General features: G+C 68.6%; 17 protein-coding genes and 1 tRNA gene. 7 read left to right on the top strand and 11 right to left on the bottom strand.

From position 1 onward, the window contains the following. Window positions 1-33 precede the first annotated feature (33 nt). The 8 genes from LQ566_RS04205 to LQ566_RS04170 form a co-directional block, all read right to left on the bottom strand. On the bottom strand, window positions 34-1,269 hold the full coding sequence (locus LQ566_RS04205) for a beta-ketoacyl-[acyl-carrier-protein] synthase family protein (protein WP_231090330.1): 1,236 nt from the start codon (window positions 1,267-1,269) through the stop codon (window positions 34-36). A 114-nt stretch (window positions 1,270-1,383) separates the two neighbouring features. Beyond that, entirely contained in the window at window positions 1,384-1,632 is a 249-nt protein-coding gene (locus LQ566_RS04200; RefSeq protein ID WP_231090329.1) for an acyl carrier protein, read from the bottom strand. Window positions 1,633-1,682: 50 nt separating this feature from the next. Continuing rightward, window positions 1,683-2,684: a beta-ketoacyl-ACP synthase III gene (locus tag LQ566_RS04195; RefSeq protein WP_231090328.1), complete on the bottom strand. Its 1,002-nt coding sequence runs from the start codon at window positions 2,682-2,684 to the stop codon at window positions 1,683-1,685. Next, complete coding sequence (locus LQ566_RS04190) at window positions 2,681-3,607, bottom strand: ACP S-malonyltransferase (protein ID WP_231090327.1); 927 nt, start codon at window positions 3,605-3,607, stop codon at window positions 2,681-2,683. Before LQ566_RS04190 ends, LQ566_RS04195 begins: the two co-directional genes overlap by 4 nt. 58 nt (window positions 3,608-3,665) lie before the next feature. Then, window positions 3,666-4,916, bottom strand: coding sequence for a PucR family transcriptional regulator (locus tag LQ566_RS04185; RefSeq protein ID WP_231090326.1), 1,251 nt, complete (start codon window positions 4,914-4,916; stop codon window positions 3,666-3,668). Window positions 4,917-4,921: 5 nt separating this feature from the next. Further along, a complete protein-coding gene (gene aceE / locus LQ566_RS04180; RefSeq protein WP_231090325.1) occupies window positions 4,922-7,648 on the bottom strand; it encodes a pyruvate dehydrogenase (acetyl-transferring), homodimeric type in 2,727 nt (908 codons plus the stop codon). Between the two features lie 140 nt (window positions 7,649-7,788). Continuing rightward, entirely contained in the window at window positions 7,789-8,334 is a 546-nt protein-coding gene (locus LQ566_RS04175) for a dihydrofolate reductase family protein (protein WP_231090324.1), read from the bottom strand. A gap of 38 nt (window positions 8,335-8,372) precedes the next feature. Next, a complete protein-coding gene (locus LQ566_RS04170) occupies window positions 8,373-9,077 on the bottom strand; it encodes a lysophospholipid acyltransferase family protein (protein ID WP_231090323.1) in 705 nt (234 codons plus the stop codon). A gap of 82 nt (window positions 9,078-9,159) precedes the next feature. Here LQ566_RS04170 and LQ566_RS04165 point away from each other — a divergent pair, with 82 nt between their 5' ends. Both LQ566_RS04165 and LQ566_RS04160 read left to right on the top strand, forming a co-directional pair. Continuing rightward, window positions 9,160-9,414 carry a hypothetical protein gene (locus LQ566_RS04165; protein ID WP_231090322.1) on the top strand — a complete coding sequence of 85 codons (255 nt, stop codon included), beginning with the start codon at window positions 9,160-9,162 and terminating at the stop codon, window positions 9,412-9,414. Next, the gene (locus LQ566_RS04160) at window positions 9,411-9,860 is read left to right on the top strand and encodes a BLUF domain-containing protein (protein WP_231090321.1); all 450 of its coding nucleotides are present in this window, start codon (window positions 9,411-9,413) and stop codon (window positions 9,858-9,860) included. Before LQ566_RS04165 ends, LQ566_RS04160 begins: the two co-directional genes overlap by 4 nt. Before the next feature lie 22 nt (window positions 9,861-9,882). Here the strand turns inward: LQ566_RS04160 and LQ566_RS04155 are convergent, their stop codons facing one another. Next, a complete protein-coding gene (locus LQ566_RS04155) occupies window positions 9,883-10,281 on the bottom strand; it encodes a YfbO family protein (protein ID WP_504754463.1) in 399 nt (132 codons plus the stop codon). Between the two features lie 212 nt (window positions 10,282-10,493). Further along, window positions 10,494-10,569 (bottom strand) — tRNA-Val (locus tag LQ566_RS04150). Between the two features lie 208 nt (window positions 10,570-10,777). Between LQ566_RS04150 and LQ566_RS04145 the strand changes: the two genes are divergently transcribed. After that, the gene (locus LQ566_RS04145; protein ID WP_231090319.1) at window positions 10,778-11,389 is read left to right on the top strand and encodes a putative glycolipid-binding domain-containing protein; all 612 of its coding nucleotides are present in this window, start codon (window positions 10,778-10,780) and stop codon (window positions 11,387-11,389) included. Between the two features lie 185 nt (window positions 11,390-11,574). On the opposite strand, the gene LQ566_RS04140 is transcribed toward LQ566_RS04145, so the two are convergent. After that, window positions 11,575-11,946 carry a DoxX family protein gene (locus LQ566_RS04140; RefSeq protein ID WP_231090318.1) on the bottom strand — a complete coding sequence of 124 codons (372 nt, stop codon included), beginning with the start codon at window positions 11,944-11,946 and terminating at the stop codon, window positions 11,575-11,577. 93 nt (window positions 11,947-12,039) lie between these two features. Between LQ566_RS04140 and LQ566_RS04135 the strand changes: the two genes are divergently transcribed. Genes LQ566_RS04135 through LQ566_RS17610 form a run of 4 tightly spaced genes read left to right on the top strand, consistent with a single transcriptional unit; the run spans window position 12,040 to window position 14,893 of the window. After that, window positions 12,040-12,438: a winged helix-turn-helix transcriptional regulator gene (locus LQ566_RS04135; RefSeq protein ID WP_231090317.1), complete on the top strand. Its 399-nt coding sequence runs from the start codon at window positions 12,040-12,042 to the stop codon at window positions 12,436-12,438. A 57-nt stretch (window positions 12,439-12,495) separates the two neighbouring features. After that, window positions 12,496-13,128 carry a SatD family protein gene (locus LQ566_RS04130; protein WP_231090316.1) on the top strand — a complete coding sequence of 211 codons (633 nt, stop codon included), beginning with the start codon at window positions 12,496-12,498 and terminating at the stop codon, window positions 13,126-13,128. A gap of 2 nt (window positions 13,129-13,130) precedes the next feature. Further along, window positions 13,131-13,922 carry a hypothetical protein gene (locus LQ566_RS04125; RefSeq protein WP_231091372.1) on the top strand — a complete coding sequence of 264 codons (792 nt, stop codon included), beginning with the start codon at window positions 13,131-13,133 and terminating at the stop codon, window positions 13,920-13,922. Further along, window positions 13,919-14,893, top strand: a complete 975-nt coding sequence (locus LQ566_RS17610; RefSeq protein ID WP_231090315.1) for a CbrC family protein — start codon at window positions 13,919-13,921, stop codon at window positions 14,891-14,893. Before LQ566_RS04125 ends, LQ566_RS17610 begins: the two co-directional genes overlap by 4 nt. Window positions 14,894-14,910 lie beyond the last annotated feature (17 nt).

The following is a 14,910-nucleotide window of genomic DNA, read 5'->3' as shown; positions in this document are numbered from 1 at the left end:
GCCGGATCACCGGCGGGGCTTCGTCACATCGGATCAGGCGTTGCGGAACGCGACGACGGCGTTGTGCCCGCCGAAGCCGAACGAGTTGCTGATCGCGAGCTGCGGGCCGTCGCCCAGCGGCTGGGGCTCGCCGGACAGCCGGAACGGAACGGCGGGGTCGGGCTCGGTCATGTTGATCGTGGGAGGGGCCACCCGGTCGCGCAGGGCGAGAATGGTGAACACGGCTTCGAGCGCACCGGTGCCACCCAGGAGGTGACCGGTCGACGCCTTCGTCGCGGAAACCGGGATCTCGTCGATCCGGTCGCCGAAGACACGCTTGAGGGCGACGTACTCGTTGGGGTCTCCCACCGGGGTGGAGGTCGCGTGGGCGTTGATGTGGGTGACCTCGTCGGCGCTCGCACCGGCCATCGCCAGCGCCTGCTCGACGGCACGAGCCGCGCCCGTGCCCTCGGGGTCGTTGCCGGTGATGTGGTACGAGTCCGCTGTCACGCCGCCGCCGACGACGTAGCCGTAGATCTTCGCGCCGCGAGCCTTCGCGTGCTCCTCGGTCTCCATGATGAGAACCGCGGCGCCCTCGCCCATGACGAAGCCGTCACGGTCGATCGCGCCCGGACGCGAGGCGTGCGCGGGGTCGTCGTTGCGGCGCGACAGCGCCTGGGCGGAGGCGAAGGAGGCCACCGTGATCGGGTGGATCGCCGACTCGGCGCCACCGGCGATGACCACGTCCGCCAGACCCTCCTGCAGGTGCTCGTAGGCGTTGAGGACCGACTCGGTGCTGGAGGCGCACGCGCTGACCACGGTGCGCGCATAGGCGCGTGCCTCGAACTGCAGCGAGAGGTTTCCGGCTGCGGCGTTCGGCATGAGCATCGGGACCGTCAGCGGCAGAACGCGGCGCGGTCCCTTCTCGCGCAGCGTGTCCCAGGCGTCCAGCAGCGTCCACACGCCGCCGATGCCGGTGGCGAAGTCCACGCCCAGGCGCTCGGGGGCGACCTCGGGGGAGCCGGCGTCGGCCCACGCCTCACGGGCGGCGATGAGGGCGAATGCGGACGAGGGGTCCAGTCGCTTGGCCTCGTGACGGGGCAGGACGTCCTCGGGACGGATGGCGGCCTCCGCCGCGAACGTCACGGGAAGCTCGTACTTCTCCACCCACTCGTGCTCGAGCGTGCGGGCGCCGGAAACGCCGGCGAGAAGGTTCTTCCAGTTCTCTTCGGCGGTCGCGCCGAGCGCGGAGATGGCACCGATTCCGGTGACGACGATGCGCTTGGTCATGCACTCTCTCCTGGTTTGTGCGAAAAGCGTGGGGCGGTCCTGGTGGGACCTGGGTCCGCGGGGGACATGAAGGGGCGGCGTGCCGCAGCGTTCGGCTGCGGCACGCCGAAGGAATTACTCCTGGCCTGCGACGATGAAGTCGACGGCGTCGCCGACGGTCTTCAGGTTCTTGACCTCGTCGTCCGGGATCTTGACGCCGAACTTCTCCTCGGCGTTGACGACGATCGTCATCATGGAGATCGAGTCGATGTCGAGGTCATCGGTGAACGACTTGTCCAGCGCGACCTCGTCGGCCGAGATACCGGTCTCGTCGGTGACGAGCTCGGCAAGACCAGCGAGGACCTCGTCCTTCGTGAATGCCATGATTTCTCCTTGTTGTTGGATGGGCGGAAACAGTTTATGGGGGGAGTGCGTCAGGGGAGGACGACGACCTGCGCGCCGTACACCAGTCCGGCACCGAAGCCGATCTGCAGCGCAAGGCCGCCGCTCAGCTCCGGGTGCTCCTCGAGCAGGCGGTGCGTCGCGAGGGGGACCGAGGCGGCGGACGTGTTGCCCGTGGTCTCGATGTCGCGGGCGATCACGACGCTCTCGGGCAGCCCGAGCTGCTTGGCGAACTCGTCGATGATGCGCATGTTGGCCTGATGGGGGACGAATGCGGCGAGGTCGGAAGCCTGGACACCCGCGACCTCGAGGGCCTGCTTGGCGACCTTGGCCATCTCCCACACCGCCCAGCGGAAGACGCTCGGACCCTCCTGGCGCAGCGTCGGCCACTTCGCCTCGCCGTCGCGGAACTCCACGAGGGTGTGGTCCATGCCCACGGTGTCGGCCTTGGAGCCGTCCGAACCCCACACCGTCGCGGAGATGCCGGGGGTGTCGCTCGGGCCGATGACCACGGCGCCGGCGCCGTCGCCGAGCAGGAACGAGATCGTCCGGTCGGTGGGGTCGATGACGTCGGACAGCTTCTCCGCACCGATGACCACGGCATACTTGGCTGCGCCCGCACGGATCAGGGCGTCGGCCTGGGCCACGCCGTAGGTGAAGCCGGCGCATGCGGCGTTGCTGTCGTAGGCGGCGGCCGGGTTGGCGCCGACGCGGTCGGCGACGACGGCCGACATCGACGGGGTCTGCTGCACGTTGCTGATGGTGGCGCAGATGACGAGGTCGATCTCTGACGGATCGACGCCGCTCTTCGCGATGGCCTCGGCGGCGGCCGCGGTGGCCAGGTCGGTGGCGCTCGTGGTGGCGACGGCCCGTACGCGCGTCACCACGCCGGTGCGCTGGCGGATCCACTCGTCGGACGAGTTGATCGGCTCGACGATCTCGTCGTTGGTCACCGCGTTCTCGCCACGGGCGGCGCCGTAGGAGTAGATCCGGGTGAAGGCGGGGCCCTGCCCCTGGGTCAGCGTGACGCTCATGCGTTCTCTCCGTTCAGCATCGCGACGGCCGCTTCCAGGTCGTCCGGGGTCTTGACGGCTACCGTCGGCACGCCGCGAAGGCCGCGCTTGGCGAGGCCGACCAGAGCGCCGGCCGGGGCCAGCTCGATCATGCCGGTGATTCCGGCATCGGCGAAGGACGCCATGCAGAGGTCCCAGCGCACGGGGGAGGTGATCTGATGGACGATCAGCTCCAGGGCGCGGTTCCCGTCCGTGATGACAGTGCCGTCGCTGTTGGTCCACAGCGTGCGGTCCGGGGCCAGTACGCCGTCGGCTGAGGCGGCCTCGACCGCACTCTGCAGCGCGGGACGCGCCGAGGCCATGTAGCGGGTGTGGAATGCTCCGGCCACCTGAAGCGGGATCACGCGAGCTCCACGCGGGGCATTGTCGCCGAGGGCTGCGAGGCCCTCCACCGATCCGGCGGCGACGATCTGACCACCTCCGTTGAAGTTGGCCGGCTCCAGGCCCGCGTCGGCGATGGCTGCGAGTACATCGGACTCGACGCCGCCGACCACGGCGGCCATGCCGGTGGCCGCCTCCGCCGCGGCTGCGGCCATTGCGCGTCCGCGCTCGCCCACAAGGTGCATCGCGTGCTCGTCCGAGACGATGCCCGTCGCCGCGAGCGCCGCCACCTCACCGACCGAGTGGCCCGCCACACCGCCTGCGCGGGAGGCAGCATCTCCCAGCGCGTGGAACGCGAGGAGACTGGCCGCGACGATCAGCGGCTGCGCGATGGAGGTGTCGCGGATGGTGTCGGCGTCGGACTCGGTCCCGTGCGCGATCAGGTCGACCTGGGCCGCGTCGGAGTACGCCTGCAGACGTTCACGAGCGCCCGCCAGCTCGAGCCAGGGGGTGAGGAATCCGGGAGTCTGTGAGCCCTGACCAGGGCATGCGAGGACGATCACTGATTCAGTTTGCCAAGGAATTCCGCCCTGCGCTGGCATACTCCTCACAGAAAATCGATCACTGTTTGTGTGAAGTCGACAGGATTTGACCGTTGCGGCGTGTCGGTCGCCGCCGCACACCGTCTGCGGCCCCGATTGAGCCGAGGATCAGGGCGGTCTGCAGGATCAGGGCCTCGCGCGGCCCGGTGGCATCCCAGCCGATGATCTCGCTCACTCGCTTCAGCCGGTAGCGCACGGTGTTCGGGTGGACGAACAGCTCACGGGCCGTCGCCTCCAGCGACCGGCCGTTGTCCAGGTAGCTCCACAGCGTCGCGACGAGGTCTGCCGAGTGGGCCAGCAGCGGACGGTAGATGCGCTCGACGAGCGTGGTCCGTGCCAGCGGGTCGCCGGCGAGGGCGCGCTCGGGAAGGAGGTCGTCGGCTTCGACCGGGCGTGGCGCGTGACGCCAGCCGCTGGCGACGGCGAATCCGGCGAGGGCCGCGCGCGCGGACATGCTCGCGTCCACGAGGGCGGGGACAGTGGGGCCCAGCACCAGGTGGCCCGAGCCGAAACAGGGCTCCATCGCCTGGGCGATGTCGACGAAGGGCCGGCCCTCGGCGGGCTCCGTGTCGGCAGCCGGATCCTGCGCACGCCCGATCACGAGCACGAGCCGGGCGCCCTGAACGCCGACCAGCACGTCCACGCCGAGCTTGCGGGCGGTGCGTCTGACCTGATCGATGTCGAACATCGCGGGTGTGGTGCCCACCAGCACGCTGACTTCGCCGTGGCCGTGCCAGCCCAGGGCGGCGATGCGACTGGGAAGCTCGTCGTCCGTCTCGCCGGTCAGGATCGAGTCCACCACCAGGGCCTCCAGGCGCGCGTCCCACAGACCGCGCGCTTCGGCCGCGCGGGCGTAGACGTCGGCCGCGGTGAAGGCGAGGTCGCGGGAGTACTCCAGGATCGCCTCGTGGACGTGACCGCCGCGTCCGGCGACGCGCTCCTCGGTGACCTCCACGGTGACGCGGATGAGCTGCAACGTCTGCTGCAGACTGACGCTGCGCAGGAGCTCACGGGGAGCGGCGGCGAAGATGTCCGCCGCGATCCACGGAGTGGAGGTGGGGTCCTCGTACCACTGGATGAAGGACGTGATGCCGGCCTGCGCCACCAGGCCCACGGACGAGCGCCGCGCCGGGGGCATCTCGGCGTACCACGGCAGCCTCTCTTCGAGGCGTTTCGTGGTCACCGTCGCCAGGTCGCCCGAGATCTTGCGCAACCACGCGAGAGTCTCGGCCTTGTCCTGGGGGATGTCCCCGGCGGGCGCGTTCGCCACCGCTCTCAGCTCTCGCCGCCCGCGTTTCCGCTGGTCCCGGCGTTCACGTTGAACAGGTCGTACTTGTCGATGGCGGCCTTCACGACCGAGCGGTCGATCTTGCCGTCCTCGGCCAGCGACAGCAGCGTGCGCACCACGATCGACGGGCCGTCGATCTTGAAGAAGCGACGCGCCGCTGCGCGGGTGTCCGAGAAACCGAAGCCGTCGGCACCGAGCGATGCGAAGCGCTGAGGCACCCACTGACGAATCTGATCCTGCACGGCGTGCATGTAGTCGCTCACCGCGGTGACGGGGCCCTCGGCCTCGTTCAGGCGACGCGTGACGTAGGGAACCAGCGGCTCCTCCTCCGGGTGGAGGAAGTTGTGCTCATCGGCGGCGAGGCCGTCCTTGCGCAGCTCTCCCCACGAGGTGACCGACCAGACGTCTGCAGACACACCCCAGTCGTCGGCCAGCAGCTGCTGCGCCTCCAGCGCCCACGGCACTCCCACGCCGGAGGCGAGGAGCTGAGCGCGGGGGCCGGAGCCCGTGGCCTCGGAGATGCGGTGCATGCCGCGCAGGATGCCATCCACGTCGACGCCCTCGGGCTCGGCGGGCTGGACGATCGGCTCGTTGTAGACGGTGATGTAGTACATCACGTCGGGGTCGGGGTGGTTTCCGCCGTACATGCGGTCCAGGCCCGCCTGCACGATGTGCGCCAGCTCGTAGCCGTAGGCCGGGTCGTACGCGATGGTGGCCGGGTTCGTGGAGGCCAGCAGCGGCGAGTGTCCGTCCGCGTGCTGCAGTCCCTCACCGGTGAGCGTGGTGCGTCCGGCGGTGGCGCCGATGACGAAACCGCGCGCCATCTGGTCGCCCGCTGCCCAGAAGGCGTCGCCGGTGCGCTGGTGGCCGAACATCGAGTAGAAGATGTAGACCGGAATCAGCGGCTCGCCGTGCGTGGCGTACGAGGTTCCCGTCGTGGTGAACGCGGCGGTGGCGCCGGCCTCGTTGATGCCGACGTGGACGATCTGACCCTGCGGGCTCTCCTTGTACGCCAGCAGCAGCTCGCGGTCGACCGAGACGTAGTTCTGGCCGTGCGGGTTGTAGATCTTGGCGGTCGGGAAGTACGCGTCCATACCGAACGTGCGGGCCTCGTCGGGAATGACGGGGACGATGCGGTGTCCGATGTTCTTGTCGCGCAACAGGTCCTTGAGGAGGCGGGCGAAGGCCATCGTCGTGGCGATCTCCTGCGTACCGGAGCCCTTCTTGACGAGCTTGTAGGCGTCGTCGCCGGGCAGGTCCAGACCCACGTGCGTGGTGCGGCGCTCCGGGAGGAATCCACCGAGGGAGCGGCGCCGTTCCAGCATGTACTGCGTGGTCTCGTCCTGCTCGCCCGGGTTGTAGTACGGCGGGAGGTACGGGTTCGCCTCGAGCTGGGCGTCGGACACCGGGATGTGCATGGTGTCGCGGAACAGCTTCAGGTCGTCCAGCGTCATCTTCTTCATCTGGTGCGTGGCGTTGCGGCCCTCGAAGTGCGGGCCGAGGCCGTAGCCCTTGACCGTCTTGGCGATGATGACGGTGGGCTGGCCCTTGTGCTCCATCGCGGCCTTGTAGGCGGCGTACACCTTGCGGTAATCATGGCCGCCGCGCCGCAGGCCCCAGATCTGGTCGTCGGTGTAGTCCTTGACCATCTCGAGCGTGCGCGGGTCACGACCGAAGAAGTTCTCACGGATGAACGCGCCGGACTCGGCCTTGTAGGTCTGGTAGTCGCCGTCCGGGGTGACGTTCATCAGGTTGACGAGCGCGCCGTCCTTGTCACGGGCGAGCAGCTCGTCCCACTCCCGGCCCCAGACCACCTTGATGACGTTCCAGCCGGCACCGCGGAAGAAGCTCTCCAGCTCCTGCACGATCTTGCCGTTACCGCGCACCGGACCGTCGAGGCGCTGGAGGTTGGCGTTGATCACGAAGGTGAGGTTGTCGAGGCCCTCGTTGGCCGCCACCTGCAGCTGGCCACGCGACTCGACCTCGTCCATCTCGCCGTCGCCGAGGAACGCCCACACGTGCGAGTCGCTGGCGTCCTTGATGCCACGGTTGGTGAGGTACTTGTTGGTCATCGCCTGATAGATGGCGTTGATCGGGCCGAGGCCCATCGAGACTGTCGGGAACTGCCAGTAGTCCGGCATGAGACGCGGGTGCGGGTACGAGGGCAGGCCGTTGGCGCCTGCCGACTTCTCCTGACGGAATCCGTCGAGCTGGGCCTCGGTGAGGCGGCCCTCGAGGAAGGAGCGGGCGTAGATGCCGGGGGAGGCGTGACCCTGGATGAAGATCTGATCGCCGCCGCCCGGGTGACCGTGGCCGCGGAAGAAGTGGTTGAAGCCGACCTCGTAGAGGGTGGCGGCTCCGGCGTACGTGGAGATGTGCCCGCCCACGCCGATGCCGGGACGCTGCGCGCGGTGCACCATGATGGCGGCGTTCCAGCGGATCCAGGAACGATAGCGGCGCTCCAGTTCTTCATCGCCCGGGAACTCCGGCTCGTTGACGGGCGCGATCGTGTTGATGTAGTCCGTGGTGGGAACCATCGGGACGCCCAGGTGCAGCTCGCGCGAGGTGGAGAGCATGCTGAGCATGATTTCCCGGCCGCGCTGCGGGCCCTTGGCATCAACGAGATCGGTGAGGGATTCCTGCCACTCGGCGGTCTCTTCGGGATCGCTGTCGAGAGGTTCTTGGCTGTAGGGATCCTGGTCGTGAACAGTCACCGGGCGACCTTTCGTCGTACTGGCAGATCATGCCAAAGGGGCGGATCGGCGCACGGGGAGGTGTTGTAGACATCACACGGCATGCGCATCACCAGCCTACCCACATTCCGCCGCACGCCGCGTGTGGTCATCGCGGAGGGTCAGCGGGTTCGGCGGAAGCGGGTGAGGACGGCCCCGGATGGGAACTCCTCCCGATGCACTGGCTCAAGGCCCGGCCGATTCGTCAGTCCCTCGAGCAGGTAGGGACCGTGGCCAGCGACGTGCGGCTGCACGAGGAACTCGTACTCGTCGATGAGGTCCAGCTGCGCGAGCGCGGTGGGCAGGGTGACCCCGGAGACGAGAATCTCGCCGCCGGCTCGCTCTTTCAGGGCTGCCACCGCCGCGAGCAGGTCCCCGCGCAGCAGTTCGGCGTTCCAGTCCACGGAGGGGAGAGTGCGTGAGAAGACGCTCTTGCGGGCGCGGCCGATCGTCTCCGCGAACTCGATCTCCCACGCAGGCGTGCCCGGGGGCAGCGGATCGCGCCAGGCATCGCGCATCATCTCGTAGACGACACGACCGAACAGGAGCTCGTCGGCACGGGCGATGCTCGCGGTGGCGGCACGGTTCACGTCCTCTGTGGGGTTGCCCTCGCGGTGGTCCACGCAACCGTCGAGCGTGACATTGATGTAGTAGCGGAGCGTGCGCATGGCCTCACGGTAGGCTCCCCGGCCTGCGCGGGCAACGGCTATGCGCCGGCGTCCCGGCTCGAGCCGTTCACCTCGTCCGCGCGCTCCTGACCGGTGAGGGCGGCGATGGCCGCCATGATGCGTTCGGTGGCGATACGGCGTGCGGCACCGCGGGGCATGCCCTCCAGATCGCTGAGATCCAGCGGAGCGCCGAAGCGCGCCTCGGGGCGCGGGCGCCCGCGGAGGGGGCCGAACAAGGCCATGTCTGCCGTTCCGACCACTCCGACGGGCACCACCGTCGCCCCGGTCTCCAGCGCCATCCAGCCGGCCCCGCTGCGCCCCTGGTACAGGCGCCCATCGCGCGAGCGCGAACCTTCCGGGAACACCGCGAAGACGCTTCCGGCACGGAGGATACGGGCACCGGAGTCGAGGGCGGCCTGTGCCGCCTGCCCTGCGGTGCGAAGCACCGGAACGCCGCCGATCGACGTGAAGAACCAGCGGAGGACACGCCCGAGGGGGCCGGGTCGGGTGAACAGGCTCGACTTGGTCAGGAACTGGACGGGACGCGATGCGGCCGTCGGAATCAGCACGGTGTCCCACCCGGACAGGTGGTTGGCGACGAGAAGGACCGCACCGGTCGGCGGCACGTGCTCGCGACCGCTGGTGCGCGCGCCGTATAGAGCGGTGAAGAGCGGGCGCAGCACCGCGCGCCCGACGAAATAGACGGCTCCCGGCCGGGGGATCGGGGTCTCGGCTTCGCTCACCCTCCGATCCTAAGGACACCCGCGAGCACGCTGGAGCACCTCGTGGCGCAGGTGCGGGGCCGGAGAGCCATACGATCAAGCTGTGGCAGATGCACAGCAGTACCCGTCCGATGTCCTGTGGGCATGTGTCGAAGACGGATTCCATGTGGGCAGTCGCGGGGGTGACTTCCTCGGGTTCGTCGACCGCCGCCCCGATGGCACCTTCCGTGCGCACGACTCGCACTCGCAGCCTGTCGGCGACTTCCCCTCGCTTCGCGAGGCGACCTCCGCGGTCACGAACCTGCAGTCGACCGACCAGACCCGGCATTGCGCCGACGCCCAAGGAGTGACCCCGTGACCGCGAACCGTGAGGGTCTGATCACCCTCGTCTACGCCAGCACCGCCTCGCAGCCGTTCCGCGAGACAGCGCTCGCCCAGCTCCTCGTCGAATTCCGGCGCTTCAATACGGAGAATCACATCACCGGCATGCTGCTGTTCAGGGATGGCAGGTTCATCCAGGTCCTCGAAGGTGCACCGTCGGTCATCGAGAGCCTGCTCGAGCGGATTGGGCGCGACTCCCGTCATCACGACGTGCGAATCCTGGTGTCGGAGCCGATCACGGAGCGGAAGTTCGCGGATTGGAGCATGGGCTACCGTTCGTTCCGTCGCGGTGTCGAGCCCGTTCCCGCTGGATTCCGCGACTCGTTCGCCGACCTGGAATCGGCGACGGATGCCTCGACCACGGCACGGGCGCTGGGCGAGCTCACACTGTGGTTCCGCACCCGGGAGGCCGCGCTGTCCTGATGTGGACGGGCCCGTTTCCGCGTCAGTCCCAGACCAGGGACACCACGCGATGGTGGCCGGGGACAGCCGGGACCTCGGTGTAGTCCTCGAGGGACGACTCGTCGGATTCGACAACGCCGTCGCTGTGCAGCCAGGCGATGTCGACGGCTTCCTCCAGTTCGGTGGCCGGGAGGGTGGTGGCGAACAGGACGGATTCCGCGATCACGTCCCCGTCCGCATCGTCCAGCTGTGTGTCATCATGAAGCGCGACGCGGACCCACTCCACCTCGTCGCGTGCTGCCACGTCCCGCAGCCGGGCCACGATGTCAGCCAGCGGCGGCCGGCCCCATCCCTGCCGATTCGGCGCGAGCGAATCACAGAGGCTTGCGCATACCTCCAGCCAACCCGCGTCGCGCTTCGCGCAGAAGTGTCGTGATGTCATGCCCACCCGTGACATCCGTCATGGGTGGGATGGGCGGCGTCGCCTCATCCGGGAGTCGGACTCCTCGAACCGATCCCGGGCCGGGCCGTGATGGCAGCCGGGACCCTGCTTCTCGTCGCGGCGTCGTGGCTGGTCTTTCGCTCGCGTGACGCAGCGGGATGAGTGACGGATCGGAACCACGCGGGAGCGCGTGGTCGCGGCTATTGATGATGTGGTGGGCCCTGCCGGGATCGAACCGACGACATCCACGGTGTAAACGTGGCGCTCTACCAGCTGAGCTAAAGGCCCTCGCCGTCCATTCTATCGGGCGGAGACGGCTGCTGAGCACACACCGTGGGTGAAAAAGCGTGGGACTGACCGGGAACCGGCGACCCACGCCTCGACCACCGTGCGCGCTGGGCGAGCCCACCCTGTGGTATCGCGCCCGCGAGGCCGCGGTGTCCTGACGGTGCGGCGACCCTGGGCATGCAGGGCGCCGTCGTGGGAACATGTCGGCATGGAATTGCGGCGGTACCGCTGGCGCGGGGTGGACGACACGAGTCGTGTCGAGTCGGCCGTCGTCCGGTTCGGGGATCAGAGCCTTCGCGCTCACGGCGGATCCGTAGCCGCCGGCTATTCGACGGCATGGAGCCTCCGTGTGAGCGAGGGATGGATCACCGAGGAGCTCGCGGTGTCGAGCTTCGGTGAGGGGTGGCACAGATCCCTGGTTCTCAGCCGCACCGGGGACGGACACTGGCGAACGACAGGGGAGGCGCACGGATCCGTCGATCTTCCGGACCTCGGCATCCCGGACCCGAGCGTGCTCGACGGCGCGGTTGACTGCGACCTCGGCCTGTGCCCTCTGACCAACGTCATGCCGATCCGGCGCCTGGGACTCCTGGAACACGCCTCTGAGGCGGTGTCGCTCGTGATGGCGTGGGTCGAGGTGCCCTCCCTTCGCGTGCTGCGCAGCGGCCAGCTCTATGGCGCCGAGGTGCCCGATGGAGGCTCCGCGCGTTCGATTCGATACACCAGCCGGAGCCGGGACTTCGATGCGGAGCTCACGGTCGATCGCGATGGTGTGGTCATCGACTATCCGACACTGGCGCGGCGCCTTGCCGAGGATTGACCGACCGGTGCTGTCATATGGCATGCACTCTGCGCACAGCGCCGTTCGACGCCGGACTTGCCGCGCTGACCTCAAGGCCCTCGCGGTCTGTCCTCTCGGGCCCGCGACGGCAGCCGGGAGACGATGCTCGGGTATAAGTGTGGGGCTGATATTTCGTTGATATCAGCCCCACACTTATGCACCGCTCAGACCACGAGGAAGCCCAGGACGGCGCTCACGATCGAGATGACCGCGAGCACCGCCGACGGAAGCGTGACCTTGAGGGCGTCGCGGTGGCGGAGGTGGACGACGATGGCACCGAGCATGATCACCGCGAGGCACGTGGCAGCGATGGGGGAGAGGATCGGTGCGACGCCGGTTGCGAGCGGCAGGATCAGGCCCAGCGCTCCGACCACCTCGGCCGCTCCGATCGCCTTCAGCGAGGCGGGCGGGAATCCCTTCGCCCACGCCATGCCGGACGCCACGAGGGCATCCTTCGACTTCACGAGCTTGTTGACCCCGGCACCGAGGAAGGCGAGAGCGAGGAGGGCGTTGACGGCCCAGAGGGCGATGATCATGTGGTTCCTTCTGTGAACAGGGTTACGATGAGTAACAGGCCTCATGATGCGTCACTTGAGGGACGCATACAAAAGGCACACGGAGGTAAGCAGGTGACATCGATCGTCGAGCCCAGCGCGTACGAGGCGGCGTGCAACGGTCGCGGACCGGCGGACCACGGCCGCGTCGTGCGCGAAGTGCTGGACCGGGTGGGGGACAAGTGGTCGGTGCTGGTGATCGGTGCGCTGCAGGGGCAGCGTCTGCGCTTCACGGAACTGCTCCACGCCATTCCCGGCATATCCCAGCGGATGCTGACCCTCACGGTGCGTCAGCTCGAGCGCGATGGGCTCCTCACCCGCACGGTGCACGCGGAGGTTCCGCCGCGGGTGGAGTACGAACTCACCGATCGGGGGCGAGGATTCGTCGAACTCGCTCTGGCTCTCGCCGAATGGGCGATCGAGCATCGCGAGGGAATCGAAGCCTCTCGGGCGGAGTACGACGCGCGCGCCTGAGCTTCGTGAAGAAGTACATGGCTTATAAAGCGAAAATATAAGCTATATACTTCAGGCATGACCGAGACTGTAGCGATCATCGTCGACATCGTCGGCTCTCGTCGCGCCGACGACCGGGCGGCGGTACAGGCGAACGTTCATGCCCTGTTCCGCCGGGTGGAGGAGAGCGTCCCGCCCTTGCTCGCGCTGTGGTCCACGGCGGGCGACGAGTTTCAGGCCACCTACTCCTCGGTGGCGGACGCGTGTGCTGCCACGACTCTGGTGCGCCTGGAGGCCGTCGATACCGGGACGGACGTGCGCTTCGGAATCGGGCGAGGCCGATCCCGCATCGTCTCCGGCGCCGCCGACGAGATCCCGATCTACGATGGCAGCGCGTGGTGGTCGGCGCGCCGCGCGATCGACACCGTGCACCGGCTCGCCGGACGCACGGGACGCGCCCGTACGTGGGTGGTAGACGGCGAGGACGAGCCCGCCGACACCAATGCCGCGCTGCTCCTGCGCGATGAGCTCATCGGGTCGATGAAGCCCCGGGAGGCGCGCATCGCATGCGCCATGATCGCCGGGCGGTCTCAGGCACAGATCGCGGAGGCGGAGGGGATCACCCAATCCGCCGTGTCGCAGAGCGCACGCCGCTCGGGCGCGGCCACGCTGGTGACGGTGCAGTCGTTGTGGACAGGAGGTCGCGCGTGAACATGGTCGCCGCACTGCTCGTGGTGGGTATCGCGGGTGCCGACATGATCGGATGGCTGATCACGCGCGCGCAGCGCGGGAATCGTTCGCTCACCGTGAGGGTCGTCGTGATCGCGGTGTGGGCACTGCTGGTCGGAATCGCCGTGCTGCCGATGCAGGTCTCAGCCGCTTATGCGCCGGTGCTCGCCGTGCTCACCTTCGTATGGCCGGTGCTCGCCGGCCTCTGGGCTGCATCTGTGCTCGGATACATCGCCGTGATCGCCGGCATCATGATCGCCGGCGGCACCGGCTTGCCTCTGGTGGGGAGCTTCGGCACCTTCGGATACGTGGTCACGACCGCCATCCCGTTCGCCAAGCCGGTCGCTGTCGTGGGAGTCACCCTTTTTCTCGGGCTCAGCGCGAACCTCATCTGCCGCGGGGCGCTGCGTCGTGCGCGTGTCGCCGAGGAACCTTCGCTCATCACCTCCGCCGGACACACCCAGCAGGGGTCGCCGACCCTCGGAGCCCGGATCCGTGACGCGTTGCGCACCCGATGGCTGACGGATCCGCTTCGCCCCGGCGAGATGCGCGGCGGCAGGCTGATCGGTCCGCTGGAGAGGTGGATCATCGTCGCGCTGGCGCTTGCCGGAGCGCAGGGGGTCGTTGCTGCGCTGATGGCCGCGAAGGGGATCGTCCGGTTCCCGGAGATCTCGAAGAACGCCGGTGAAGGCTCCAAAGCGGAGGAGTTCCTCGTGGGAAGCCTCATCAGCTGGGGCCTGGCAGGAGCAGGCGCCGCGATGGTGGCGTTCGTGTGAGCGGGGCGCGTGAGCAGGACATCGTCCGGGTGGAGGCTTCGGTGGGTGCCCGCCTCCCGGAGTGGCTGCGAGAGCGACTCCTCTCCGAGAACGGTTTCATCCTCGACGACTCGGCCGGAACGACCGGTCGTCGCTGGCGGATGTTGCCGGTGCGAGACGATGGCGATCGCAAGCGGATGATGCGCACGGCCGAGGACATCGCCCGTGCGACGGCCATCGCCCGCGCCGTCGATCGCGTCTCGGCTCCCGGCTTCGGAGAGCCGGAGCCGGGCCGGCCGTTCCCATCCGACGCCGTGGTCATCGGTGTCGGCTGGAGTGAGGTGGAGCGACTGGCCCTGCTCCCGGACCCGGACAACAGGGGGCGACTGGGCATGACCCTGTACCGGCAGATGCAGTTCGCGCCCATCGAATCGCTGGGCCTGGGCGTGGACGAGCTCGCGCCTGACCCGACGACCTTCGATACGGGAGAGGAACTGCCCGCATTCCGCTACCACCCCGACCCGGTGGCGACCGGATCCGTTCGACGCTCGCCGAATGCATGCTCATGCTGTGAGCGGCGCCGCGGCTGGGAGTATGTCCCGCGCCCGTACGGTCGCGCCGAGTTCGCTCATATCTGCCCGTGGTGCATCGCGGACGGCTCAGCGGCTCGCGCGGGAGCGCGTTTCGTCGACACGTGGGCCCTGGATGAGGCGGGCATCGCCCCTGACGTCCAGCATGACGTGGCCACCCGGACGCCGGGCTTCGCCACCTATCAACCCGAGGAATGGCAGTCGCACTGCGATGACGCAGCCGCATTCATCGGAGAACTCGATGCCGAGGGGCTGCGTCTGCTTGCGCCCGAGCGCCGTGACGCGCTGGGCGTCACGGCGGAGGCGATCGAGCTGGTCGCGCAGCAGCAGGCCGGCTTCGCCGTGTTCGGGTTCCGGTGCCTCCACTGCGGTGCGGTGCTCGGCTTCCTCGACATCGACTGAGCAGCTCCGCCGACGGG

Source organism: Microbacterium nymphoidis (genome assembly GCF_021044885.1).
Taxonomy (GTDB): Bacteria; Actinomycetota; Actinomycetes; order Actinomycetales; family Microbacteriaceae; genus Microbacterium; species Microbacterium nymphoidis.
Note: the sequence above shows the minus strand (reverse complement) of the source record. Positions and strands in the feature narration are given on the sequence as shown.

Excerpts from the sequence above, each read along its gene's own strand:
- LQ566_RS04155 (WP_504754463.1), bottom strand. The coding sequence starts at position 10,281 with ATGACATCACGACACTTCTGCGCGAAGCGCGACGCGGGTTGGCTGGAG.
- LQ566_RS04145 (WP_231090319.1), top strand. The coding sequence starts at position 10,778 with ATGGAATTGCGGCGGTACCGCTGGCGCGGGGTGGACGACACGAGTCGT.
- LQ566_RS04205 (WP_231090330.1), bottom strand. The coding sequence starts at position 1,269 with ATGACCAAGCGCATCGTCGTCACCGGAATCGGTGCCATCTCCGCGCTC.
- LQ566_RS04140 (WP_231090318.1), bottom strand. The coding sequence starts at position 11,946 with ATGATCATCGCCCTCTGGGCCGTCAACGCCCTCCTCGCTCTCGCCTTC.
- LQ566_RS04125 (WP_231091372.1), top strand. The coding sequence starts at position 13,131 with ATGGTCGCCGCACTGCTCGTGGTGGGTATCGCGGGTGCCGACATGATC.
- LQ566_RS04130 (WP_231090316.1), top strand. The coding sequence starts at position 12,496 with ATGACCGAGACTGTAGCGATCATCGTCGACATCGTCGGCTCTCGTCGC.
- LQ566_RS04175 (WP_231090324.1), bottom strand. The coding sequence starts at position 8,334 with ATGCGCACGCTCCGCTACTACATCAATGTCACGCTCGACGGTTGCGTG.
- LQ566_RS04200 (WP_231090329.1), bottom strand. The coding sequence starts at position 1,632 with ATGGCATTCACGAAGGACGAGGTCCTCGCTGGTCTTGCCGAGCTCGTC.
- LQ566_RS04195 (WP_231090328.1), bottom strand. The coding sequence starts at position 2,684 with ATGAGCGTCACGCTGACCCAGGGGCAGGGCCCCGCCTTCACCCGGATC.